The sequence below is a fragment of the Streptomyces sp. NPDC101166 genome (assembly GCF_044768125.1).
Classification (GTDB): Bacteria; Actinomycetota; Actinomycetes; order Streptomycetales; family Streptomycetaceae; genus Streptomyces.
This window is the reverse complement of the sequence record NZ_JBIWPF010000021.1, coordinates 98,874-123,661: the sequence shown is the minus strand read 5'-3', so window position 1 is coordinate 123,661 and position 24,788 is coordinate 98,874. Positions and strand designations below refer to the sequence as shown.

Sequence of the window (24,788 nt, the reverse complement as noted above, 5' to 3'; positions counted from 1 at the left end):
CGCCTCGCCCCTGCCCCCGCCCGCCGCGGGGCGTGGCGCGGGTGTTCCCCGGCCCGGGGGCCCCGGCCCCCCCGGCCCCCCCACGGCGCCCCGCCCGGCGCCGGGCGGAGCCGCGTCACCGGGCGGAGCCGCGTCACCGTGTGAGGGGCGCCTTCGCGTACACCTCGATCTCGCTGAGGGTGATGTATCCGCCGGGGCGGGCGGTCATGAGCACGCGGACGGCGGTCGCGGGAGCGGCCGTCACCGGCACGGAGACGACCGGTGCGCCCTCGACGCCGACCGGGACGGCGTCGCTCGCGTCGCTCCAGACGCCGTCGGCCGACCGCACCTGCACCTTGAGGCTCTCGGGGAAGGACGCGTCGGTCCCGTCCCGGTGGAAGTGGGCGACGATCCGGGTGAGGTCGCGGGCCTTCGGCAGGGTGAAGGTGATCGCGTCGGAGGGGTTCTTCGCGGTCCCCGGCTTCCAGTTGGACCAGGCCTTCTCGGTGAGGTCGCCGTTGCGCAGACGCTCCGCCGAGTACCCGCTCTCGGTGAACGTCGCGTCGACCGAGACGCCGGCGTCCGGGGCGACGTTGGTCTCCACCGCCTCCGTGACCCGCACGTCGACGCTCGCGTCGACCGTGCTCCCGCCGACGACCCGGGCGACGCCGTGCAGGGTCACCACGCCGACCGTGTCGAACGCGCCGTCGGGCGCAGGGTCCCAGGTCACCGGCAGGACGGCCCGGCCGCCCTGCGAGCCGACGCCGACGACCGTCGTGGGCAGCTCCGGCCGTCCGCCCGCGTAGGTCGTGGCACTGCCGGGGAGCGTCGAGACGATCCGGTCCACGGTGACGATCGCCGTAGCGGCGATCTCGCGCCCGAGCGCGTCGGTCGCCCGGCCCTTGACGCGTACGCTGCCGGGCTTGCGCCAGGCCCGGTCCGCCGGGAGGCGCCACACCACGGGGAGGGAGCCCCGGGCGCCGTCCGGGAACACCGGCGTGACCGTGGACGGCAGCTGGGGCCGCAGCCCGGGCACGGTGAACGCCTCGGCGGTCTCGGTGCTCCGCACCGTCTCGTCGGTCACCGTCCAGCGCTGGTTCGCCGCCGAAGTCGGTGTGTAAACCGACACCTTGGCGCCGTCGGCCGTCGACTGGCCGCCGACGTCCAGCAGTCGGCCCGTGGCGGCGTTCACGAACGTCCAACTGCCGTCGCCGGTGGTCGACATGATCCACTGGGCCGCCTCGTCGGCCGCCCCGGCCGCCGGGTCCTCCAGGACGGCCTGACCCTGCCGCACGGCGAGCCTGCGGCCCGTGCTCGCGCCGGTGAGCGAGTACCGCGCGCGATGGTCGTTGCCGGCCGACGGGCTGACGTTCCACAGCTGCTCGGCGCCGGCCGGGTCGGCCGTGCGGATGGCGACGCCGCTGCCGTCGGCGGACGGCGCGAGCGACTTGCCGCTCTGCGCGCCGGTGAGCCGGTAGACGTGTCCGGGCTGGACGAGCGCGGCGTCCTTCGCCACACCGCTGACGCCGTCGACGAGGAAGGTGGTGACCGACTTGGCGGGGACGGTGAGCGTGGCCGAGCCGCCGGCGAGCGCGACGGGGGCGCCCCGTACGAGGGCGCCGTCGGCGCTCGTCACCACGGGCGTGACGGTGGCCTGCGCGGAGAACTTCCGGAAGCGGGAGAGGTCGAGGGTGACCGAGCGTGCCGTCGTGCCGCTGTTGACGTGCACCACGCTCGCCGCGTCGCCGGAGGCGCGCACCGCGGCGACGGTGTCGGTGTCGTCGACCTTCACGAAGCGGTCGCCGGGGCGGATGTAGTGGGTGAAGTTGCGGATGGTGTGGAACTTGGAGTTGGTGCGGATCGGGCAGGTCTGCGGGGTGTCCCGGGCCGTGCAGTTGAAGGGGACGTGGATGCTGCCCCAGTTCTTGCCGGCTGCGGCCTGCGGTGTCGCGTCCTCGATGGGCTGCCAGAACACCCAGGCGGACGGCTCCAGTTCGCGCATGTCGCCGACCATGCGGGTGGCGATCCCGAGGCCGGGCTCCATGCCGGTGAAGTCGGTTCCGGCGCCCCAGGTCCCCTCGACCTCGCTCATCCACAGCTTCTTTCCGGCGCCTTTGGCGATGTCGCGGGCGCTGGTGCGCATGCCGGTGCCGTAGGTGTGCACGTTGAGCTGGTCGACGGCGGCGCGGGCGGGGGCGGCGTAGGCGTTCCAGTTCTGGGTGAAGATGCCCGGGTTGGTCTCGTCCATCGCCGAGACCTTCGCGTCGGTGGTGGTGTGCTTCAGCGCCTCGTCGAGGGCGAGGATCACCTTCTGCTGGAGCGCCGGGCCCGCGTGCGCGCCTTCCTGGCGTCCGCCCGTCGGCTGGCCGTCGGCACCCAACTGGGTTCCCCAGTAGGTGGTGTTGGGTTCGTTGAGCGGGTCGATGGTGTCGAAGGAGATGCCGTGCTCGCGTTCCAGGCGTTCGGTGACGCGCACCAGGTAGGAGGCGAACTCGTCGACTCGGTCCGGGCGGATCTGGTCCGTGCCCGAGTCGAAGCCGCCGGAGACGTAGCCGCTGACGGTCTGGAACCAGGGCGGCGAGTTGTTGAACGCCTCCCAGCGGGTCACCTTGTCCTTGACCTGGTCCACCCACCAGCGCTGGCCCGCGTCGGCGTTCCAGTTCCAGTGGCCGGGGTCGTCCGGGTTCCACCAGTCCATGTCCTGCCGGGTTGTTCCGGCGGGGGCCTTCCAGAAGCCCTCCATGGTCGCGCCGGGCTTCATGTAGTCCGTGCGGACGTCGGGCGCGTTGCCGCCGCCGATGTTGTACCGCGCGATGTTCAGCCGCAGCCCGTCCTCGCCGAACAGCAGGTCGACGAGTCTTTCGCGCAGGGCGTCCGGATAGCCGCCGGTGGCGTTGGCGAACCAGACGAGGCTCGTCCCCCACCCCTCGAACTTCTGCTGCCGGTAGGACGGGTCGACGCGCACGGTGACCGCGTTCAGCGGCGACGAGGCCGACGCCGCCGATGTCGCCGGCGAGGGCGACGGATTCCCGTACGCCGTCGGCGCGGCGACCAGTCCCGCGCCGAGCACGAGAGGAACCGCGGCCGTCAAGCCCCGGACGATGAGCTGCCGTTGGGTCACGACACTCCCTTTCACCACACGTGGGCGAACAGAAACGATCAGAATGAATCGCGCTCAGGGCATGCTTGACGACAGAAATGAACACGTCAAGACGATGGACGGGAACGGCTCCCACAGCGCGGTCCGCGACCCGTGACAAACGCGCCGCCCGTCGCTGCGTATCTGTGAGCATCGCCCGGTCACCCGGTCCGCACGGCCCTACGGTCCGCCCATGAACACGACACACAGCAGAAGGAGAACGTGGCCCGGCGTCGCCCTGGCGGCGGTGCTGACCACGGCGACGCTCACCGCCGCGACCCCCGCCACGCACGCCGACACGGCCGCGGAACCCCGGGCGGCGGGCGCGCGGACCGAGACGCCCGTGACCTCGACGAGCCCTGTCGCCGCGGTGACCGAGACCGTGGTGCGCGTGCGGTCGCCCCTGCCGGCGTCCTTCGGGGCGCGTCCGGCGGCCTGCGACTGGCTGTCGTACCTGCGCTACCGGTCCTCCGCGGGCCCCGCCGCCTCCGCCGACGCCGACCGCGTCCTCATCGCCCAGCCCGGCATCCTGGAGGGCGCCGGCGCCTTCGACAGCGTCGCCCGCAACACGGTCGCCCGCGCGGCGGCCCAGGGCCGGCACATCGAGTTCTGGGCCCTTGACCGGCGCTCCAACTGCCTGGAGGACCGCACCGGGATCGCCTCCGGCGACCAGCACACGGCCGTGGACTACTACTACCGCGGCCGGCCGGTCGCCGGCCGCACCTTCGCCGGGTTCACCGGCAACGGCGAACTCGGCTGGATGGCGAAGCTCGGCATCGAGCAGACCGTCCGCGACCAGTACGACCTGCTCACCGCCGAACTCCCCGACCAGGCACTGCGGCAGCGCAAGGTGCTGTGCGGCGGGCACTCGCTCGGCGGCGTCGTCACCGGGTACTTCGCCACCGCCGACTTCGACGGCGACCGCAGGACCACCGCCGACGCCGGATACAACCAGTGCGCCGGTTACTTCGCCCTCGACACCACCGTCTCCACCTCCCTCGCCGACCTCAGCGGCAGCATCCCCGACGACACCGACCTGCCCGACATCGGCCTCGGTTACGGCGCCGTGCAGGCGGGCCTCGACACCGGACTGCTCCCGCGCTCGCTCTCCGCGCCCGTCCTGCTCAACCCCGAGACGATGACCCTGCTCGCCATCGCGGGCCTCGGCGCGCTCCAGGACCCGGGCGGCGAGGCCGACCTGCCCTCCTACCTCCCCCGCAACGGCAACATCGAGGCCACCAACCGCTTCCTGTTCGCCAAGGACGCCGCCGCGTTCCTCACCGGAACCCCCGCCGTCCGCGACTTCCGGCTCACCAACGACGCCGTGCTCGGCGCGCTGATGGACGACCACTCGGTGCCGCTGGCCTTCCTGCAGAGCAGCGTCGGCTTCTTCGACGGAGGACCGATCGCCGACAAGAGCTTCCCCGCCGCCAACGGCAGCGGACAACTGCCGGCGCTGTTCGGCCGGGAGTACAAGGCCATCCCCGACCGCCCGCACGGCCCGCTCTACACCTGGCGCGACTACGACCGCGTCGGCGCCCCCGACGACCCCGGGTACCGGTCGGCCGACGGCACGCCGTTCACCGGCGCCGGCAAGGAGGTCACCTCCATCCGGGAGCTCGCCCGCAGCCTGGCCGAGCAGCCGCTCGACTTCACCGAGCAGTACTTCCCGACGAAACTCGTCACCGACCTCCAACTGGCCGACTCCCCGCAGGTGAAGCGGCTCCTCGCGCACCCCGCGGGACTCACCGCCCGGCCGACGCTGACGGTCCTCGCGGGCGACGGCCTGCTCGCCGGCCGCGTCCCTGACGGCCTCGACCCGGTGGTCGCCGACGGCTACCAGCACCTCGACGTGCTCACCGCCGCGCCCCGGCAGAACGACGGCCGGCCCGAGCCGGTCTCCACGGCCCTCACCGAGTTCGCCCGCACACCGAAGTAGCCCCGGCGCGGCGACGGGACGGGCCCGGGAGGACGTCCTCCCGGGCCCGCCCCGTGTCACCGGTGGCCGGTCACAGCCTGCCCGCGGCGAACGTGGCCGCCGCGTCCGCGTTCGCGGTGTAACCGAGGTGCGCCAGCACGTCGTCCCCGCCGTTCACGCAGATGGGGTCGCCCGCGGCGCAGAAGTCCGCCGTACGGCTCTGGTAGGTGCCGGTGACGCTCTTGCCGAGGGCACGGATCGGGTTGCCGAACAGCAGCACCGCGGCCACCCTCGGCTCCAGTGCCGCCGGGACGGTGGCCACGATCGGGCTGCCGACCACCGCGCCGGCGCTGCTGACGCCGATGGAGTTGTCGACGACGTTCGCGCCCTGCGAATAGCCCACCAGCACGAAACGCTGGTTCGGACAGGCGGCGGCCTGGCTGCGCACATGGTTCACCAGATCCGCGTTTCCCTGCGCCGCCGACGTCAGGGAAAGGTCCGCGGGGTAATTCACCTTGTAGCTGGAAAGGGAGACGCCCGGCAGTTTCCGCTGGAGTGCGGAATAGACCGGGTCGCCGACGATGAGACCGAGATTGCCCGGCTCGAAGGTGCCCCGGGCGGCGACGACGTCGACGGCCGTGCAGGCGGCGGCTGAAGCGGCGGGCGCCGAGAGGGTGGCCAGTGAGGCCCCGCCGAGCAGCGAGAGCGCGGCGAGGCACAAGCGGATGCGCATGGGGGAATCCTTTGGGGTGGGGCGCTGGAAAGCGCCTGCGGAAAAGGACGCCCCGAACGTATGCGCGTGGACCGCGGAAGTGTTATGGACGGGAATTCATAAACGCCTCGGGTTTTGTTGCCGAGGTGAGTGATGAATTCGCTTCCGGCGATTCCGGGCCAGGCGATCGCGGGCCCGGCGACGGCGGCCGCAGCGATTCCGCGTGCAGCGATTCCGCACGCAGCGCGAGGATCAGGTCCAGACGCGCCTCGGGATCGTGCAGCGCGTCGCCGAAGAGCTTCTCCATCTGGCGCAGGCGATAGCGGACCGTCTGCGGGTGGACGTGGAGTCGCGCGGCGACGTCGGGCACGTTGCTGCCGCTGAGCAGCCACGCGAGCAGCGTCTCGGCGAGCCGCCCGCGCTGCCCCTCCGAGACGGAGTCCAGGGGCGCGAGGCACTGCGACCGCAGCCGGGCGAGGATCGGTTCGTCGCTGTGCAGCAGCAGCGTCGACAAGTGATCGGCGCAGCGCACCACGCCCTGCCGGGGCAGGATCCCCCGGCCCATCAGCCCGAGCGCCCGGCTCGCCCAGTGCAGCGACCGGGCGGCCTCCGCGAGCGGCACCGTCGGCCCGATCGCGGCCGGACGCCCCCGCAGCGCCAGGGTGAACGCCCGCCCGCCGAACCGGCCGGAGCCCTCCGGATCGGGCACCAGCATCCGCGGCGGCCGGGACCCCATGTCCACCAGCGCCCCCGCCGACGCCAGCGGCCGCTCCTCCTCACGCCGGTCCGCGGTGGCCGCGAGCGCCACCACGGCCACCTGCCGGGGCACCGGCCACCGCGCCGCGTGCGCCAGGTCCTGCACGGCCTCCGGGGACGCCGGCGGATCGCTCAGCAGGAGGTCGAGCAGCCGCCGCCGACGCCGCTCCAGCTCGTCCGTGCTGCGCAGCCGGGCCTCCGCGTACCCGGCGGCCGCCGCCTCGGCGACCTCGTGCACGGTCCGGAACGCCAGCTCGCCCAGCGCGGCCACGACCGAGGAGTCCAGCCCGAGTTCCTCCGCCGTGCGGCCCATCAACCGCCAGGCGTGCAGCCCGCCCACCCGCAGCGCCGACTGCAGCGCGTCCAGGCCGCGGCCCTCCAGCGCCTCGCCGCGCCCCAGCTCGTAGTAGGTCGTCGTGATCGCGGCGCCCTGGCCGCGCGGATCGGCGATGTGGTCCACGAACAGGGTCAGCGCCTGCACCACCCCGGCCCTCAGATGCGCGCGATATGTCCCGTCGGCCGGCCGGGCGTACTCCGGGACCTGTCTGCGCACCTCCTCCTCCACCTCGTCGGCTACGGCCTCCAGCTGATCGCGCAGCAGCAGGGCGAGGTCCGGCGGCACCGCGGCGGCTCCGAGACCGTCCGGTACGCCGTGCGGGGTGGGGGCGGCCACGGCGGACCCTCCTTTCACCCGGAAGCGGCTCACCCGCGGGCCGTTGCCCGCGGCGCGAGGGACGACTTGCGGGTTGGACGGACGTCCCCTGCGCTCCGTTCCGTGCCCCGACGCCGCCGGCCTCACACCGGCACCCCCAGCGCACGGGCGAGCATCGGCCACGAGGCGGTGAACTCCCCTTTCCAGTAAGCCCAGTCGTGCCCTCCTCCCGCGTAGAAGTGGGTGGTGACCGGGATCCGCAGCAGCGCCAGAGCGTCGGCGAAGAGATGGGCCGAGGGCCACAGCAGACTCTCCAGCGCCCCCGGCAGCCAGTCGCCGGCGCCGCCGCCGGGCACGCCGCTGCCGCTGGAGACGTACAGGGGAGTCCCGCGCAGACCCTCCGCGCGGGCCCGCGGGTTGAAGTCCCGCCAGGTGAGCAGGTTGAGCACCGGGTTGCCCCACAGGGAGGGCGGCAGCAGGCCCTCGCGGGCCACGATGGCGTCCACCAGGGGCGGCACGCCCGGCGCGGTCGTGTCGAGGATGCCGCTGTAGGAGGCCGCGGCGGCGAAGGCCCCCGGGTGGCGCGCGGCGTGCGCCATCGCACCGTATCCGCCCGTGGACACGCCGGCGACGGCCCGCACGCCCGAGGCCCGGTAAAGGCGGGCCAGCAGTGCGGGCACCTCGGTCAGCTGGAATGTCTCGTAGTCGGGGCCGGCGCGCCAGTCGCTGGGGATGCCGGTCCGGCCCGCGTCCGGCATCGCGACGATCAGGTCCCGGCCCTCGGTGAAGGCCTCGATGTCGGTCTCCCGGGTCCAGGAGGTGTAGTCGTCGTGGGCGCCGTGCAGCAGGTACAGCACCGGGTAGGTCCGCGAGGGCCTGGCGTCGAAGCCCGACGGCAGGATCAGCCGCACCGGCGCGCTGCGGCCCAGGGCGACGGACGGCACCGACACGTCGACGGTGCGCGGCCCGACCCGGGTCGCGGCCCGCGCCGCGCCGCCCCCGGCGGCGAACAGGGCGCTCAGGCCGGCGGCCGTCGCGGCTCTGGCGACGGCGCGCCGTGACACGCCGTCGCGGGTGCGGTGGGACATGCGGCTCTCCTCGGGTCAGGTGCGGCTGAGTTCGCGATGCAGACGGTCGGCGATCTCGTCGACGTGCGGCGGGTCGAGCAGTGACAGATGGTGTCCCGCCACCGTCACGACGGTCAGGTCCGGGCAGACCTCGTCCCAGCCGAGCGCCTCGTCCTCACGCTCGTACGCGGGATCGCGCACCGTGTGCGGGGCGGGCTCGGCAGCCCGGTACAGGACGACGCGCCCCTCGTAGCGGCCCGGCCGGTGGGCCTCGCCGATGCCGAGGTCCAGGTAGGAGGCGCGCTGGTGTTCCAGCGCGGCGGGCGGCACGCCGGGGGCGGCCTCGCGCAGCGCCCGCAGTACGGCGTCGACGCGGTCGCCGTCGTCGTCCATCGCCACGAGCTCGTCGTACGGCAGCTCCAGCCGGACCCCGTAGGCGTCGGCGGCGTGCCGGGCGAACCCCTCGAAGCGGTCGCGGGCCAGGTCCGCCGGGGCGCGGTCGGGCCGGGGGAGGGGCCGCACGGAGTCGATCAGCGCCACCAGCTCCACCTCACGCCCGGCGGCGACGAGTTGCCGCGCGGTCTCCTGGGCGAGGAAGCCGCCGAAGGACCAACCGCCCAGCGCACAGGGCCCGTCGGGGTGGGCCGCGGCGATGGCGTCGGCGTAGCGGCGGGCCTTGCCGGCGACCGTGCGGACGTCGTCGAGCCGGTCGCAGCCGTACACCGGCCGCCGGCCCCCGGGCCGGGAGCCGAGCCGTTCGGCGAGCCCTCGGTAGACGTCGCACCTGCCGCCGGCGGCGTGGAAGAGGAACAGCGGGGCGCGCGAGCCGACGGCGCTCAGCACCCGCAGCGGGCCCTCCGGCCGCACGGACAGCGCCCGCTCGACGGACGCCGCCGCCTCCGCGACGGTGGCCGCGCCGAGCAGCTCCCGCAGCGGCAGCTCGATGTCCAGCTCCCTTTGCAGCGCCGCGCGGACGCGGACCGCCATCAGCGAGTCCAAGCCGAGGTCGGCGAGCGCGGTGGCGGGGGTGACGCGGCCCGGCGGGTGGCCGGTGACGGAGACGATGTGATGGCAGAGCCGGCCGACGACCGAGGCGTCCCGCGCCGCGTCGGCCTCCCGTGAGGCCGCCGTCCGCGTCGTCGGTGCGGCCGGTGGCGGCGGCTCGGCGGGCCCGCCGGCAGCGGGGGAGGCCGTCGTGGGCGCGCGTCCGTCCGTCCACCAGTGGCGGACGTGCCGCCAGCGCGGCGCGGGCAGGTCGACGACCCGGCCGGGCGGCAGCGGCAGCCGCCCGCCCGCCGCGTACATGGCGCCCACCTGGGTCAGGAATCCGGCCGAGCCGTCGGCGTCGCGGCGCAGTGTCCCGACGGCGAGGACGCCGGGCGCGTTGTCGGCGACGGCCCGGGTCAGCACCGGGTGGGGCGAGATCTCGACGAAGGCGCTGTGGCCGTCCGCCACGGCCGCCGCGACGGCCCGGTCCAGGCGCACGGGCCGCCGCAGGTTCGCGGCCCAGTGTCCCGCGTCGAAGACGCAGTCGCCGCGCGGGTCGTCCAGCACCGTGGAGTAGACGGGCAGTTCGGGCCGCCGGGCCGGGAGATCCGACAACTGGTTCATCAACTCGGGCAACAGCGGATCGACTTGGGGTGAGTGTCCGGCGCCGGCCACGCGCAGGGAACGCGCGGCCCGCCCCTCCCGTTCCAGCCGGCGCACCAGCCGGTCCACCGCCGGCTCGTCCCCGGTGACGACCTTCTGCCCGGGCGAGGAGTGCACGGCGACCTGCACACCGGGGAAGTCCCGTTCCAGTGCGACGAGTTCACTGTCGTCGAGGTCGACGACCGCCATCGCCCCGCCGTGCAGCCCGCTGAGCAGCCGGGCCCGTACGGCGACGATCCGCGCCGCGTCCGACACGTCGAGGGCGCCCGCGCACACCGCGGCGGCCACCTCGCCGAGCGAGTGACCGATCACGGCGGCGGGCTCCACGCCGTAGGAGCGCCACAACTCCGCCAGCGCCAACTGCAAGCCGAACAGAACCGGTTGGCACACCTCCAGCCGGTCCAGCGGCAGTCCGGACGCCAGCTGACCGTGCAGGGACACACCGCACTCGGCGGCCAGTTGCCCGTCGAGCTTCTCCACTGCGGCGGCGAAGGCCGGTTCCTCCCGCAGCAGTCGGCGTCCCATCCCCGCCCACTGGCTGCCGTACCCGGAGAACACCCACACCGGCCCGCGCGATCCGACGAGATCCCGCTCCCCGGTCGCCACCCGCGGGTGCGCGTCTCCCCGAGCCAACGCCTCCAGCCCGTCCACGAGTTCGCTGTGATCCCGCGCGACCACGGCGGCCCGCACGGGCCCCCGCCCCGTCCGCCCGGCGAGGGTGCGCGCCACGTCGGCGGGGTACAGGGCGCTCCCCTCGGGCGTGTCGAGCCGTACGGCGAGCCGGGCGGCGGTGTCCCGAATCCGGACCGCGTCGAGATCGCTGAGCAGATGCAGCCGGGCGGCTGGCTCCCGCGCGGGCCGCGAGCCCAGGAAGCCGACAGGGCCCACGAAGTCCGCGAAGCCTCCGGACCCCGCAGCCTCCCCGGGCCCCGCGGCGGGCCGCCATTCCTCCAGCACCGCATGGGCGTTGGTCCCGCCGAAGCCGAATCCGGAGACCCCGGCGGTGGCGGTGCCGCTGTAGCGCGGCCAGGGCTCCGGCTCGGTCACCACCCTCAGCCGTTCGTCGGTGAGGGCGCTGCCCTGGGCACAGTGCAGGGACGGCGGGACGAGGTCGTGGTGCAGCGCGAGCACCGTCTTCACCAGCCCGGCGACGCCCGCCGCGGACTCCAGGTGCCCGAGGTTGCCCTTGACCGAACCGAGCAGCAGAGGCTGGTCGGGGTCGCGTTCCGCACCGAGGACCGCGCCGAGCGCGCCCGCCTCGATCGGATCGCCCAGCGGGGTGCCGGTGCCGTGCGCCTCGACGAGGTCCACGAGCGCGGGGGCGAGCCCGGCCCGAGCGTACGCCGTCGCCAACAGGGCCTGTTGAGCGGCGGGGTTGGGGGCCAGGAGCCCGTTGGAGCGGCCGTCGGAGTTGACGGCCGTGGCGCGGATGACGGCGAGAACGCGGTCGCCGTCCCGCTCGGCGTCCGACAGCCGCTTCAGCAGCACGGCCGCGCAGCCCTCGCCGCGCCCGATGCCGTCGGCCGCCGGTGAGAACGGCTTGCACCGACCGTCGGGCGCGAGGGCCCCCGCCCGCCGGAACGCGACCGTGACGGTGGGGGAGAGCAGCAGGTTGACGCCCGCGGCGATCGCCGTGTCGCACTCGCCCGAGCGCAGGCTGACGCACGCCTGGTGCACGGCGACCAGCGACGAGGAGCAGGCGGTGTCGACGGCCATCGCCGGCCCGCGCGTGTCCAGCACGTACGCGAGCCGGCCGGCGGCCACGCTCAGCGCCCCGCCGGCGGGAGCCCACGGATCGACGCCCGCCGGGTCGGCGCCGGTGAGCTGCCCGTACTCCGGGGCCGAGACGCCGACGAAGACGCCGGTCGCGGTGCCCGCGAGGGACGCGGCCGGGACGGCGGCGTGGTCGAGGGCCTCGTGGACGACCTCCAGGAGGATCCGCTGCTGCGGGTCCATCACCGCGGCCTCGCGCGGGGTGACGCGGAAGAAGTCCGCGTCGAAGCCGGCGACGTCGTCGAGATAGCCGCCGTACGCGGGCGCGTCGGCGGGCGGGAAGGCGGTGAAGTCCCGCCACCGGTCCTCCGGTACCCGCCGGATCGCGTCACGCCCCTCGCACAGCAGCCGCCAGTAGTCGTCCGGCCCGTGCACACCGCCCGGCAGCCGGCAGCCCACCCCGACTACGGCGACGGGCTCGCCGGCCGCGCCCGCGGGAGGGACGGCGGGGAAGTCCGACCGGCCCGCAGGGGACGAGCCCGGCCGCACCGCCTGGTCGCCCACCCGTGTACCCGGCCGCACCGCCTGGTCGCCCACCCGCGTATCCGGCCGCACCGCCGGGTCGCACACCCGTGCCACGAGGTCGTCGCCCGTGGCCGCCTCCCACACCAGCGTCGCCGGCAGCTCCCGGCCGGCCATCTCGGACAGCTCCCCGGCCAGCACGACCGCGTCCCGAGAGGACATGCCGAGATCCGCCAGCGGCCGGTCCATGGGGACGTCCCCGACAGCCGCCCCGCTCCAGCCGGCCACCCGCTCGGCCACCCGCGCCGCGACCAGCCGACGCACCTCTCCCGCATGCGGCGGCTCGGCGGGCCGCCGCCGCTCGCCCTCTCCGGCCGCCCTCATCCCGCCGCCCCCGCCGGGTAGGCGCCGGCGAGGTAGCGCTCCCGGGTCAGCGCCCGCGACACCTTGCCGCTCGACGTGCGCGGCACGGTCCCCGGCGGGACGAGCACCACGTCCGCGAGCCGCAGTCCGTGCCGGGAGGAGACGGCGGCGCGCACCGCGCGCATGAGCCCCGGCACGTCGATGTCCGCGACGAGCGTGGTCCGCGCGTGCTCCGCCACGACGACGACCCGCTCGCCCGAGTCGCCCGGCACCCCGAACGCGGCCAGCCGGTCGCGCCGCACGGCCGGGTGCGCCTCCTGGGCGGTCGCCTCGACGTCCTGCGGATAGTGGTTGCGGCCGTCGACCACGATGAGGTCCTTCAGCCGGCCGGTGACGATCAACTGCCCTTCCAGGAAGGCCCCCAGATCCCCGGTGCGAAGCCAGCCCCCCGAACCGCCCTCGCTCCGTTCCGGCCCTCCCCCGGCGCCCGCACCCTCGTCGAGCGGCACGCCGAAGACCCGCCGGGTCAGCCCGCCCTGTCCCCGGTATCCGCGCCCCACGTTGGGACCCTGCACCCAGATCTCGCCCACCTCGCCCTCCGACAGGGCCGCACGGGACACCGGATCGGCGATGCGGACCCGCTGGCCCGCCGGAGCGCCGCAGCCGGCCAGCAGGACCGCCATGGGGTCCCCGGCTCGCGCGGGCAGCGCCTTCCCCGAGGCGAGCGCGTCCCGGTCGAGCGCGAACCGCCGCAACGGCTCCCCGGGACGGGCGGCGCTGACGAACACGGTGGCCTCGGCCAGCCCGTACGAGGGGCAGTGCGAGCCGGGCGGGAGGCCCTGCGCGGCGAAGGCAGCGTGGAAGCGGTCGGCGGTGCCGGGCCGCACCGGCTCGCTGCCGTTGATCAGCGCGGCGACCCCGTCCAGCCGCAGGCCGGCCTTCTGCGCGTCGGTCACGGCCGCGGCGCAGAAGTCGTAGGCGAAGTTGGGGGCCGCGCTCACCACGCGCGGATGGGCGGCCAACAGCCGCAGCCAGCGCACGGGTTCGTGGAGGAAGGCGACCGGATCCATGAGCACCGACAGCAGGCCCCGCACCACCGGGGCGGCGACGCTCAGCACCAGCCCCATGTCGTGGTACAGCGGCAGCCACCCCACACAGGTGACCGGATCCGTCTCCGCGCCGTAAGCGGTCAGCGCCTGAAGGGCGTTGGCGACCACATTCGCATGGGTGATCTCCACGCCCGCCGGCGTGCGGGTCGAACCGGAGGTGTACTGGAGGTAGGCCACCGCCGACGCGACCGGTGTGCCCGGCCGTGCCTCGTCGGCGGCGGCGTCGGGCACGTCGTCCACCGCGAGCACCCGCACCGCCCGTCCCGCGCAGAACTCCCGCACCTCATCCATTGCCTGACGGGACGTCAGCACGAGCTCCGGATCCGCGTCGGCGACCACGGCGGAGAGCCGGTCGCCGTGCCCCGGCAGACCGGGCGGATACAGCGGTACGGCGACCAGCCCGGCGGTGAGCGCCGCGAGGAAGCCGGTGACGTACTCGGGGCCCTGGGGGCACAGCAGCGCCACCCGCGCTCCGGGTGCGGCCTCCTCGGCGAGCCGGGCGGCCACCGCGCGCACCCGCAGGTCCAGACGGCGCCAGGTCAGGGTGCGGTGCACGCCGCGCGCGTGCGGGGCGGGATGGTCGACGAAGGTGAACGCCCGGCGTTGCGGAGCGTGCTCAGCCCAGTGCCGCACGTACTCCGGCAGAGTGCTGCACGCGGGGGCGAGCGGGGGGCGGCGGTTGTCCATCGAGCGGGGCTCCTCACGTCGCGGGGGCGCTTGCCGGGATGACCCGGAGGGGTATCCAGGTGCCGAGGGGGGAGTCAGAGGGGGATGTTGCCGTGCCGGCGCTCCGGGGCCGGGGCGCGCTTGCCGCGCAGCGCGCGCAGGGCGCGGCAGACATGGGCGCGGGTGTCGCGCGGGGCGATCACGGCGTCGACGTAACCCCGCTCGGCCGCGAGGTAGGGCGTGCCGTGCGTGCTCTCGTACGCGGCGACCAGACGGGCCCGCAACGCCGCGGGGTCGGCCGCCGCGGCCAGCTCGCGACGGTGCAGGACGCCGACCGCGCCCTCCGCGCCCATCACGGCGATGCGCGCCGTGGGCCAGGCGAGGTTGATGTCGGCGCCCAGGTGCTTGGAGCCCATCACCGCGTAGCCGCCGCCGTACGCCTTGCGCACCACCACGGTGACCTTGGGGACGGTCGCCTCGGCGTACGCGTAGAGCAGCTTCGCGCCGCGCCGGATGATGCCGGCCTGCTCCTGGCGGACGCCGGAGAGATAGCCGGGGACGTCGGCGAAGGTCAGCAGCGGGAGCCCGAACGCGTCGCAGAAGCGCACGAAGCGCGCCGCCTTCTCGGAGGCGTCGATGTCCAGGACGCCGGCCGCGTGCAGCGGCTGGTTGGCGACGACGCCGACGGGGCTGCCTTCGACCAGGGCGAGCGCGCAGACGATGTTCGGCGCGAACAGCTCCTGGACCTCCAGCAGCTCCCCGTCGTCGACGACCGCGCGCAGGACGTCGCGCATGTCGTACGCCTGCCCGAGCCGGTCGGGCACCGTCTCGTCGAGCCGCGCGCCGACGGGGGCGTCGGCCGGGGCGTAGCGCGGGGGCCGCTCCATGTTGTTGGCCGGCAGGTACGACAGCAGGTCGCGGACGGTGTCGAGGGCCTCCTTCTCGTCGGCGGCGAGGAAGTGGGCGTTGCCGTTCACGGAGTTGCTGGTACGGGCCCCGCCCAGCTCCTCGGCGCTCGCCCGCTCGCCGGTGACGGTCTCGATGACGTCGGGCCCGGTGACGAACATGTGCGAGGCGCCGTCGACCATCACGGTGAAGTCGGTGATGGCGGGGGAGTAGGCGGCCCCGCCGGCGCACGGCCCGAGGACGACCGAGATCTGCGGGATCACCCCGGACGCCCGCACGTTGCGGCGGACCAGCTCGGCGTAGAGGGCGAGTGAGGCGACGCCCTCCTGGATGCGGGCGCCGCCGCCGTCGTTGAGCCCGATGACCGGGCAGCCCGTCTTGAGGGCGAGGTCCATCAGGGCGACGGTCTTCTCCCCGAAGGCCTCGCCCATGCTGCCGCCGAACACGGTGGGGTCCTGGGCGAACACGCACACCGGCCGGCCGTCGATCGTGCCGTGCCCGGTGACCACCCCGTCGCCGTACGGGCGGCCGGCGCCGTCGCCGGTGGCGCGGGCCCGGACGAACTGACCGGTCTCGGTGAAGGAGCCCTCGTCGAGCAGCAGGTCGATCCGTTCCCGGGCGCCGAACTCGCCCCGTCTTCTCGGGCCGCCCCCGGAGAGCGCCCGCGCCCGGCGCCGTTCCAGGGCAGCGATGCGCTCGGCGGTGCCGTCGGGCGCCCGGATCGCGGGCGGGGGCGCCCCCGTGGGGGAGCTTCTGGTCGGGGACGTCGTCGCTTCTGGTGTCACAGCCACCTCCGAAGTGGCTACCGAATATGGCAGCGGGGCGGGGAGGGGCCGAGTGGTTGGCCGTTCTGTGTGCGAGAGGTGAGTCCCCCGGGGCCGGGGTTCGTGCCTGGGTGACAAGGGCCGTCGGCCCACCCCCGGGTTCTCGGCGTCTCACCTCGCGAGACAATGTCCGAAATGTAAGAAATATGACGCTTGGGAGATCTCCTCGCCCCTCCGTGCCGAATGAAGGACATGGGTGCGACCACGACCCTGGCCGACACCGGTGCGCCACGCGAACCGGCCAGTGCCGAGCGGCACTTCCTCGGAACCTTCGGAGCTGACATGGCGGACAAGCCGGTGGAGACACTGCCCTTCGCACGGGAGGAGTCCACGGCTCTACTGGACGGGTACGGCGACCCGGCTGTACTCGAAGAAGAACTCATCCCCGTACTGGCCGACGTGGTCCGTGTCGAGCGGATCCCGGCCGATGCCCACTTCTTCGAGGAGCTGGGCGCCGACTCGCTGGTGATGGCGCACTTCTGCGCCAAGATCAGGCAACGTGGCGACCTGCCACCGGTGTCCATGAAAGACGTCTACCGCCATCCGACGCTGCGCAGCCTCGCGACGGCCCTCGCCGACGCCACGGCCGAGGCGGCCCGGGCCGAGGCGGTCATCGCGGCCGCCCCGGACGGGCAGCCGGCCCGGACGTCCGCCCCCACCCGGACGGGGCAGGCGGCACCGCCCCCGGCCGGCGCCCCGCACTACGTCCTGTGCGGCGCCCTCCAGCTCTTCGCCTTCCTCGCCTACGCCTACCTCATCGCCCTGGTCGTCGAACAAGGCTACGAGTGGATCACCGCCGGCTCCGGAGCGGGCGAGGTGTACCTGCGGTCGGTCCTGTTCGGCGCCGCCGTCTTCCTGGCCCTGTGCGTGCTGCCCGTCGTCGCCAAATGGGCGCTCGTCGGCCGGTGGAAGCCCCGGGAGATCCGCGTCTGGAGCCTCGCCTACGTCCGCTTCTGGATCGTCAAGGCGCTCATCCGCTCCGACCCGCTCGTGCTGTTCCACGGATCGCCGCTCTACCTCGTCTATCTGAGAGCCCTGGGCGCGAAGGTGGGGCGAGGCTCCGTGATCCTCTCGCGGACCGTGCCCGTCTGCACCGATCTGCTCACCATCGGCGCCGACACCGTCGTCCGCAAGGACTCCTCCTTCACCTGCTACCGGGCCCACGACGGACTGATCCAGACCGGCCCCGTCACCCTCGGCGACGACGTGCTGGTCAGCGAGGCCACGGTGCTCGACATCGACACCCGTCTCGGCGACGGGGCCCAGCTCGGCCACGCCTCCTCGCTGCACCGCGGGCAGACCGTGCCCGCCGGAGAGCACTGGCACGGCTCCCCGGCCCAGCCGGCCGACACCGACTACCGGAGGGTGGGCTCGGTCCCCTGCGGCCCGCTGCGCCGGACGGTCCACAGCGGGCTGCAACTGCTGATCGCCCTGGCCGTGTACCTGCCGATCGCGGTCGGCGGCGCGTACGCGCTGCTCGCCGAGACCCCGGACATCCGGTCCGCACTGGAGCCGGGACCCGCGGTCTTCGGCGACTGGACGTTCTACCGCGACGCCCTCGCCTTCTCCTTCGTGCTCGTCTTCGGCGCCGTCCCCGCCGGACTGCTCGTGCTCGCCACCGTCCCCCGGCTGCTCGGCAAGACCGTGAAGCCCGACCGGGTCTACCCGCTGTACGGCTTCCACCACGGCGTGCACCGGACCATCACGACCCTCACCAACTGGCGTTTCCTCAAGCGCCTGTTCGGCGACAGCTCCGTTGTCGTCCACTATCTGCGGTGCCTCGGCTACGACCTGTCCAGGGTCGAGCAGACCGGATCGAACTTCGGCACCGAGATGAAGCACGAGACGCCCTACCTGAGCTTCGTCGGACGCGGCACGATGGTCGCCGACGGGCTGTCGATCGTGAACGCCGACTACTCCAGCAGCGCCTTCCGCGTCTCCCGGGCGGCGATCGGCCCCCGCAACTTCCTCGGCAACCGCATCGCCTATCCCGCCGGAGGCAGGACCGGCGAGAACTGCCTGCTGGCGACGAAGGTCATGGTGCCGGTCGACGGGAAGGTCCGCGAGGGCGTCGGACTGCTCGGCTCGCCCAGCTTCGAGATCCCCCGCACGGTCCTCAGGGACAGCCGGTTCGACCGGTTCAAGAGCCCCGAGGAGCTGCGGCCCGCCCTCGCGGCGAAGAACCGGCACAACGCCTCCACCATGCTGTGGTACCTCGGGACCCGGTGGATCTACGCCTTCGGCCTCATCCTGCTCGCCTCCGCCGCCTCCGAGTGCTACGCCAGGTTCGGCGCGCCGGCGATCGCCTTGGCCGACGTGCTCGGCCTGGTCTTCACCGTCGCGTACTTCGTGCTCCTGGAGCGCGTCCTCACAGCCGTCGTCCGGCTGCGCCCGCTGCTCTGCTCGATCTACGACCCGCGCTTCTGGCGGCACGAGCGCTACTGGAAGGTGCCCTCCGAGACCTACCTGCGGATCTTCAACGGCACCCCGTACAAGAACCTGGTCTGGCGGCTGCTCGGCGTCCGCCTGGGCCGCCGGGTCTTCGACGACGGCTGCTACCTGACCGAACGGGCCCTGGTCACCCTCGGCGACGAATGCACGCTCAACGCGGGCACCGTCGTGCAGTGCCACTCGCAGGAGGACGGCACCTTCAAGTCCGACCGCAGCGCTCTCGGCTCCCGCTGCACCCTCGGCGTCGGCGCGTTCGTGCACTACGGAGTCACGGTCGGCGACGGCGCGGTCCTCGCCCCCGACTCCTTCCTGATGAAGGGGGAGCTCGTCCCCCAGGACGCCCGCTGGGGCGGCAATCCGGCCACGCCGCTGGGCCCGTCCGGCAGCGGCGAGGGGAGGTAGGTCCACATGGCGACATCGACACCAGCGCTGGTCACCCAGGCCGGCCGGGAGCACTGGCAGAACGTCCTGGCCTCGGGCGGGGCCACCACGATCCCCCGGTGGCGGACCGCCGACGCCGGCCCCACGGCCGCCCGCGGCACCGCCGTGCACGAGACCCCGCTGCCCGACGACCTGCTCGCCGCGCTCCGGGCGACCGGCCTGCCCGGCGACCCGCTCCTCGGCTCGGTGCTGCTCGCCGCCCACGCCAAGGTGCTCGCCGCCCTCTCCGGCGAGCGGGAGGTCACCACCGCTCACGTCGTCGCCGAGGGCGGCCGGCCGCTGCCCTGCCGGCTGACGGTCGACCCCGGCCCCTGGCGCACGCTGGTGGAGCACGCCCACCGCGCCGCCGTCGCCCTGGTGATCCACCAGGACTTCCCCGTGGACGCTCTCCGAAGGGAAGCCGGCCGCGCCGGGCCGTCGACCGAGGCCGTGTTCGATCCGACCGGCGCGGCGGGCGAACTGCCCGAGGACGCCGTGCTGCGGCTGGAACTCCCACAGCGTGACGGCCGCCCCCTGTTGCGCCTGCGCTACCGGACCGGCGCGCTCGACGCCGAGAGCGCCGCCCGCATCGCGGGCTACCACCTCAGCGCGCTCAGGCTGATCGCCGCCGACCCGGACGCCTCGCACGACCGACAGAGCCTGCTGACGCCCGAGGAGCTCCGCTTCCAGCTCGACGCCCTCGCCGGCCCCCGCCGTGAGCTGCCCGACCGCCGCGTCCACGAACTGTTCGAGGAGCGCGTCCGCGCCCACCCCGACGCCGTCGCCGTCGTCCGCGGCGACCGCGGCTGGACCTACCGGGAACTCGACGAGCGGGCCAACCGGCTGGGCCGCGCCCTGCTCGCGCGCGGCCTCGGCCCCGAGGACGTGGTCGCCGTGGTGACCGAACGCACCCTGGACTGGGCGGCGGCCGTCCTCGCGGTCTTCAAGGCTGGCGGCGCCTACCTGCCCGTCGAACCGCACTTCCCGGCCGACCGCGTCGCCACCATGCTCTCCCGCGCCGGCTGCCGCCTCGTGCTCACCGAGGAGGGCGCCGCCGCCACGCTCGACCGGGCCCTCGACGCCCTGCCCGCCGTCCGGGCGCTTCCCGTCGCCGAGGCGTACGCGGAGGACCACCCCGCCGGCGACCTCGGCGTGCCCGTGGCCGCCGACCAGCTCGCCTACCTGTTCTTCACCTCCGGCTCCACCGGCGAGCCCAAGGGCGCCATGTGCGAGCACGCCGGCCTGCTCAACCATCTCCACGCCAAGATCGACGACCTGGGCATCGGCGAGGGAGAGGTGGTCGCCCAGACCGCGCCACAGTGCTTCGACATCTCCCTGTGGCAGCTGCTGGCCGGGCTCCTGGCCGGCGGAAGCACCCTGCTGGTGGAACAGGAGGCGATCCTCGACGTCCCCCGGTTCGTCGACACCGTCGACCACGGCCGCGTCGGCGTGCTCCAGGTCGTGCCCTCGTACCTCGACGCCGTCCTCGCCTACCTGGAACGGCACCCGCGGGACCTGCCCGCCCTGCGCCGCGTGTCGGTCACCGGAGAGGCCCTGAAGAAGGAGCAGGCCCAGCGCTGGTTCGCGGCCCAGCCCCGGATCCCGCTCGTCAACGCCTACGGGCTCACCGAGACCTCCGACGACACCAACCACGAGGTGATGGACCGGCCGCCCGACGGCGACCGCGTCCCGCTCGGCCGCCCCGTCAACAACGTACGCGTGTACGTCGTCGACGAGCACCTGGCACCGGTGCCGCTGGGCGCGCCCGGCGAGATCGTCTTCTCCGGGGTGTGCGTCGGACGCGGCTACGTCAACGACCCCGAGCGCACCCGGCTCGCCTTCACCGCCGACCCGCACCGGCCCGGCGAACGGCTCTACCGCAGCGGCGACCACGGCCGCTGGCTGCCCGGCGGAAAACTGGACTTCCTCGGCCGCCGGGACAACCAGGTCAAGATCCGCGGCTTCCGCATCGAGATCGGCGAGGTCGAGAGCGCCCTCCTGCGGGTACCCGGAGTACGCGACGGGGCGGTGGTGGCCGCCGACGGCGCCGGAAGGGGCGGACGTCTGGTGGCCTTCTACGCCGGCCCGCACCCGCTGGACGACGCCGTCCTGCGCGCCCGGCTCGGCGAGTCGCTGCCCGCCTACATGGTCCCCTCCGACTTCCACTGGCGGCACAGCCTGCCCCTGACCGCCAACGGCAAGACCGACCGCAAGGCGCTCACCGCGCTCGCCGCCCGGCTCGGCGCGGACGGACCCGCCGGCGCGCCCGCCACCACCGCTCCCGGCGCCGACGGCCCGGACAGGGACGCCCCCCGCACCCCGACCGAACGGCGTCTGGCCGCCGCATGGGCCCAGGTGCTGGACGTACCCGAACACCGCGTCCGCCGCCACGACCACTTCTTCGACCAGGGCGGCACCTCGCTCGCCGCCGTCCGGCTCGCGATCGCCCTCGACCGCGCGGTGGACCTCACCGACCTCACCCGCCACCCGGTCCTCGCCGACCTGGCCCGCACGGTCGACGAACGCGAGACCGCACCGGCACCCGCTTCCAGCGGTCCGCGCCGCCCGGACCGCAGGACCACGACGTAGACCGCACGGCCCGGACCACACGGCCAGGACGCCACCGATAGAGCCCACCGCCTCACCGCCTCCGGAAGGAGACCGAGATGCCGTCCTCGATCCCCCTGTCGCCGCCCGGCGTCGACCTGCGGCCCGGCAGACCTCCCGTCCTGCGCGCCGACCTCACCGGCGACGCGGTGAGCTGGGCCGCCGAGCACCGGGACGCGCTGCGCGCCGCCGTCGCCGAGCACGGCGCGGTCCTCGTCCGCGGCCTCGCGCTCGCCGACCCGGACACGGCCGGGGCCGTCCTGCGCGAACTGGCCGGCGGCCCGCCCATGGCCGAGAAGGAGGCCTTCGCGGCCCGGCGGACCTACTCCGACGGCGTGTACTCCTCCGCCAAGTGGCCGCCCAGCCAGCCCATGTGCATGCACCACGAACTCAGCTACACCCTGGAGTTCCCCGGGCTGATGCTGTTCGCCTGCCTCGAAGCGCCCGCCGCCGGCGGAGCCACCGCCCTCGCCGACGCGCCGACCGTCCTCGGCGCGCTGCCCACCGACCTCGTCGAACGGTTCCTGCGGCAGGGCTGGCTCCTCACCCGCACCTACAACGAGGACATCGGCGCCTCCCTCGCCGACTCCTTCGGCACCGAGGACCGCGCCGCGATCGAGGCCCACTGCCGCGCCTGCGCCATCGCCTTCGAGTGGCAGCCCGACGGCGGACTGCGCACCCGGCAGCGCCGCAGCGCGGTCGTACGCCACCCGCTCACCGGCCGGCGCTGCTGGTTCAACCAGATCGCCTTCCTCAACGAGTGGACCCTCGCCCCCGAGGTTCGCGAGTACCTGGTGGACGTCTACGGCGCCGACGGGCTGCCCTTCAACACCCGCTACGGGGACGGCTCACCCCTGGAGGAGGACACCGTCCGCCTGCTCAACGAGGTGTACGAGGCGCACACCGTGCGCGAGCCGTGGCAGTCCGGCGACCTCATGCTCGTCGACAACGTCCGCACCGCCCACAGCAGGGAGCCCTACGAGGGGCCGCGCGAGGTGCTCGTAGCGATGGCGGACCCCGTCCGGCTGGCCGACTGCTCGCCCACCGTGGAGGTGACCCCCGTATGACGGCTCCCCGCGACGACGCGACCCCGGCGGCCGTGCCGCCGTTCGCGGTCGTCCCCGGCGCACAGGTCCGCCGCGCCCTGCGCGGGCGGGAGAAGCAGATCGTGGAACTCGTCGAGGCCGTCTACCGGCTCCACGACGCCGGCGACACGGTGAACCCGCCGTCGAACTTCCTGCGCTTCCCCGACCGACCCACCTCGCGGATCATCGCGCTGCCCGCCTCGATCGGCGGGGAGACACCGGTGGACGGACTGAAATGGATCTCCAGCTTCCCGCAGAACGTGACGGCCGGCGTGCCGAGGGCGTCGGCGGTGCTCATCCTCAACGACCACGACACCGGCTACCCGTTCGCGTGCATGGAGGCCTCCATCGTGAGCGCCACCCGCACGGCGGCGTCCGCGGCGCTGGCCGCGGACCGGCTCAGCGCCGGCCGGCCCCGCCCGGCCCACGTCGGGTTCATCGGCTGCGGCCTGATCGCCCGCTACGTCCACACCTTCCTCACCGGCACCGGCTGGTCCTTCGACGCCATCGGCGTCCACGACCTGTCCGCCGACAGCGCGAACGGGTTCCGCGGCTACCTGGAGCGCTCCGGCGCCCCGGGCGACATCGTCGTGCACGACAGCCCCGAGGCCCTGATCCGCGCGAGCGACCTGGTCGTCTTCGCCACCGTCGCCGGCCGGCCGCACATCCACGCGCCCTCGTGGTTCGCCCACCACCCGCTCGTACTGCACCTGTCCCTGCGCGACCTCGCCCCCGAGGTCGTGCTCGCCTCGGCCAACCTCGTCGACGACGTCGACCACTGCCTGACCGCGCAGACCTCCGTCCACCTCGCCGAACAGCTCACCGGCCGACGCGACTTCGTCACCGGGACGCTGGCGGACGTGCTGGCCGGACGCCTCACGCCCCCGACGGACCGGACGACGGTGTTCTCGCCCTTCGGCCTCGGAGTGCTCGACCTCGCGGTCGGCAAGTACGTCCACGACGAGGTGGCCGCCTCCCAGGAGCTGCACATCGTCGACGACTTCTTCCACGAACTGAACAGGTACGGATGAACAACCATCCGGCCCCGGGCCGACCTTCAACCCGCGGAGGCCATCGTGTCAGTCATATCGGACCCCTACACCTTCAACGAGGAGGACCTCTACGTCGATCTCCGATCGGTGCTGGGAGGCGAACTCTTCCTGAAGTGCGAGGGCTTCAACTTCGCCGGGTCCATCAAGCTGAAGCCCGCCACGGAGATGGTGGAGGCCGCCGAACGGCAGGGAGCCCTGACATCGCGGTCCGTCCTGCTCGAGTCCTCCTCCGGGAACATGGGCGTCGCCCTCAGCACGATCGCCGCGAGCAAGGGCTACCCGTTCCTGTGCGTCACCGACTCCCGCTGCAACCTGTCCACCCGGCTGCTGATGGAGGCCCTCGGCGCACACGTCCACGTCATCACCGAACCGAGCGCCCACGGCGGTTTCCTGCGCGCGCGGATCGACTACGTCCGCACGCTCTGCGCCTCGGACGACCGCTACCTGTGGCTCAGCCAGTACACCAACCCCGGCAACTGGCAAGCCCATTACCACCAGACGGCGCCCGCCATCGCCCGCTCGTTCCCCCGTCTGGACGTGCTGTTCATCGGCGCCGGCACCACCGGCACCCTGATGGGCTGCGCACGCTGGTTCCGCGAATGGCACCGCCCCGTCCGCATCGTCGCCGTGGACAGCGTCGGCTCGGTGACCTTCGGCGGCGAGGCGGGCCGCCGGATGCTCCCCGGCCTCGGCATGAGCGTCCGCCCCCCGCTCCTCGACGAGGGGTACGTCGACGAGGCCGTCCACGTCGAGGAGGCCGACACCATCCGCGCCTGCCGTCGGCTGGCCCGGCGCGGCTTCCTCTTCGGCGGCTCCACCGGCACCGTCGTCAGCGGGGCGATGGACTGGCTGGCCCGTCACGGCACACCCGGCCTCACCGCCGTGGCCATCGCCCCCGACCTCGGCGAGCGCTACCTCGAAACCGTCTACCAGGCCAACTGGGTCCAGGCCCTCTACGGCGAGGACGTCCTCGGCCCCGTCGAGCCCGACGCCGCCGGCTCCCTGGCCGCCCGCACCGCGCCCCCCGCCGCCTCCCCCGACCTGTGGACCGGCCGCTCCTTCCAGGACGACGAGACCTGGACCGGTTCCCGGACGGCGGACTCCGCGCCCCTGCGAGATGCGGTCGACGGCCGTGCCTCACAGACTGTGAGGAGGGACACATGAACCCGGCGGCGAGGCCGGGGCAGGCGCGCAGGC

General features: G+C 74.1%; 13 protein-coding genes. 6 read left to right on the top strand and 7 right to left on the bottom strand.

Annotated features, from left to right (window positions below; all coding sequences use genetic code 11):
- Positions 1–133: 133 nt before the first annotated feature.
- Positions 134–3,100 (bottom strand): RICIN domain-containing protein, encoded by a 2,967-nt coding sequence (locus tag ACIRS4_RS30260; RefSeq protein ID WP_404202059.1) that lies wholly within the window; start codon positions 3,098–3,100, stop codon positions 134–136.
- A 211-nt stretch (positions 3,101–3,311) separates the two neighbouring features.
- Here ACIRS4_RS30260 and ACIRS4_RS30255 point away from each other — a divergent pair, with 211 nt between their 5' ends.
- Positions 3,312–5,057: a hypothetical protein gene (locus tag ACIRS4_RS30255; RefSeq protein ID WP_404202057.1), complete on the top strand. Its 1,746-nt coding sequence runs from the start codon at positions 3,312–3,314 to the stop codon at positions 5,055–5,057.
- A gap of 70 nt (positions 5,058–5,127) precedes the next feature.
- On the opposite strand, the gene ACIRS4_RS30250 is transcribed toward ACIRS4_RS30255, so the two are convergent.
- The 6 genes from ACIRS4_RS30250 to ACIRS4_RS30225 all read right to left on the bottom strand — a co-directional run bounded on the left by ACIRS4_RS30250 (position 5,128) and on the right by ACIRS4_RS30225 (position 15,874).
- Positions 5,128–5,769, bottom strand: a complete 642-nt coding sequence (locus ACIRS4_RS30250; RefSeq protein WP_404202055.1) for a cutinase family protein — start codon at positions 5,767–5,769, stop codon at positions 5,128–5,130.
- 82 nt (positions 5,770–5,851) lie between these two features.
- Positions 5,852–7,177 (bottom strand): PucR family transcriptional regulator, encoded by a 1,326-nt coding sequence (locus ACIRS4_RS30245; RefSeq protein ID WP_404202053.1) that lies wholly within the window; start codon positions 7,175–7,177, stop codon positions 5,852–5,854.
- 122 nt (positions 7,178–7,299) lie between these two features.
- Entirely contained in the window at positions 7,300–8,244 is a 945-nt protein-coding gene (locus tag ACIRS4_RS30240; protein WP_404202051.1) for an alpha/beta hydrolase, read from the bottom strand.
- 15 nt (positions 8,245–8,259) lie between these two features.
- Entirely contained in the window at positions 8,260–12,492 is a 4,233-nt protein-coding gene (locus tag ACIRS4_RS30235) for a beta-ketoacyl synthase N-terminal-like domain-containing protein (RefSeq protein ID WP_404202049.1), read from the bottom strand.
- Positions 12,489–14,267 (bottom strand): fatty acyl-AMP ligase, encoded by a 1,779-nt coding sequence (locus tag ACIRS4_RS30230; RefSeq protein WP_404202047.1) that lies wholly within the window; start codon positions 14,265–14,267, stop codon positions 12,489–12,491. The genes ACIRS4_RS30235 and ACIRS4_RS30230 overlap by 4 nt, the downstream gene beginning before the upstream one ends.
- A 74-nt stretch (positions 14,268–14,341) precedes the next feature.
- Positions 14,342–15,874: an acyl-CoA carboxylase subunit beta gene (locus tag ACIRS4_RS30225; protein ID WP_404202066.1), complete on the bottom strand. Its 1,533-nt coding sequence runs from the start codon at positions 15,872–15,874 to the stop codon at positions 14,342–14,344.
- Positions 15,875–16,258: 384 nt separating this feature from the next.
- On the opposite strand from ACIRS4_RS30225, the gene ACIRS4_RS30220 reads away from it, so the two are divergent.
- The 5 genes from ACIRS4_RS30220 to sbnA all read left to right on the top strand — a co-directional run bounded on the left by ACIRS4_RS30220 (position 16,259) and on the right by sbnA (position 24,755).
- Complete coding sequence (locus ACIRS4_RS30220; protein ID WP_404202064.1) at positions 16,259–18,829, top strand: Pls/PosA family non-ribosomal peptide synthetase; 2,571 nt, start codon at positions 16,259–16,261, stop codon at positions 18,827–18,829.
- A gap of 6 nt (positions 18,830–18,835) precedes the next feature.
- Positions 18,836–21,436, top strand: a complete 2,601-nt coding sequence (locus ACIRS4_RS30215) for an amino acid adenylation domain-containing protein (protein WP_404202045.1) — start codon at positions 18,836–18,838, stop codon at positions 21,434–21,436.
- Positions 21,437–21,513: 77 nt separating this feature from the next.
- On the top strand, positions 21,514–22,521 hold the full coding sequence (locus ACIRS4_RS30210; RefSeq protein WP_404202043.1) for a TauD/TfdA family dioxygenase: 1,008 nt from the start codon (positions 21,514–21,516) through the stop codon (positions 22,519–22,521).
- Complete coding sequence (gene sbnB, locus ACIRS4_RS30205; protein ID WP_404202041.1) at positions 22,518–23,570, top strand: 2,3-diaminopropionate biosynthesis protein SbnB; 1,053 nt, start codon at positions 22,518–22,520, stop codon at positions 23,568–23,570. The genes ACIRS4_RS30210 and sbnB overlap by 4 nt, the downstream gene beginning before the upstream one ends.
- A 45-nt stretch (positions 23,571–23,615) precedes the next feature.
- Entirely contained in the window at positions 23,616–24,755 is a 1,140-nt protein-coding gene (gene sbnA / locus ACIRS4_RS30200) for a 2,3-diaminopropionate biosynthesis protein SbnA (RefSeq protein ID WP_404202039.1), read from the top strand.
- The last annotated feature ends 33 nt before the right edge of the window (positions 24,756–24,788 follow it).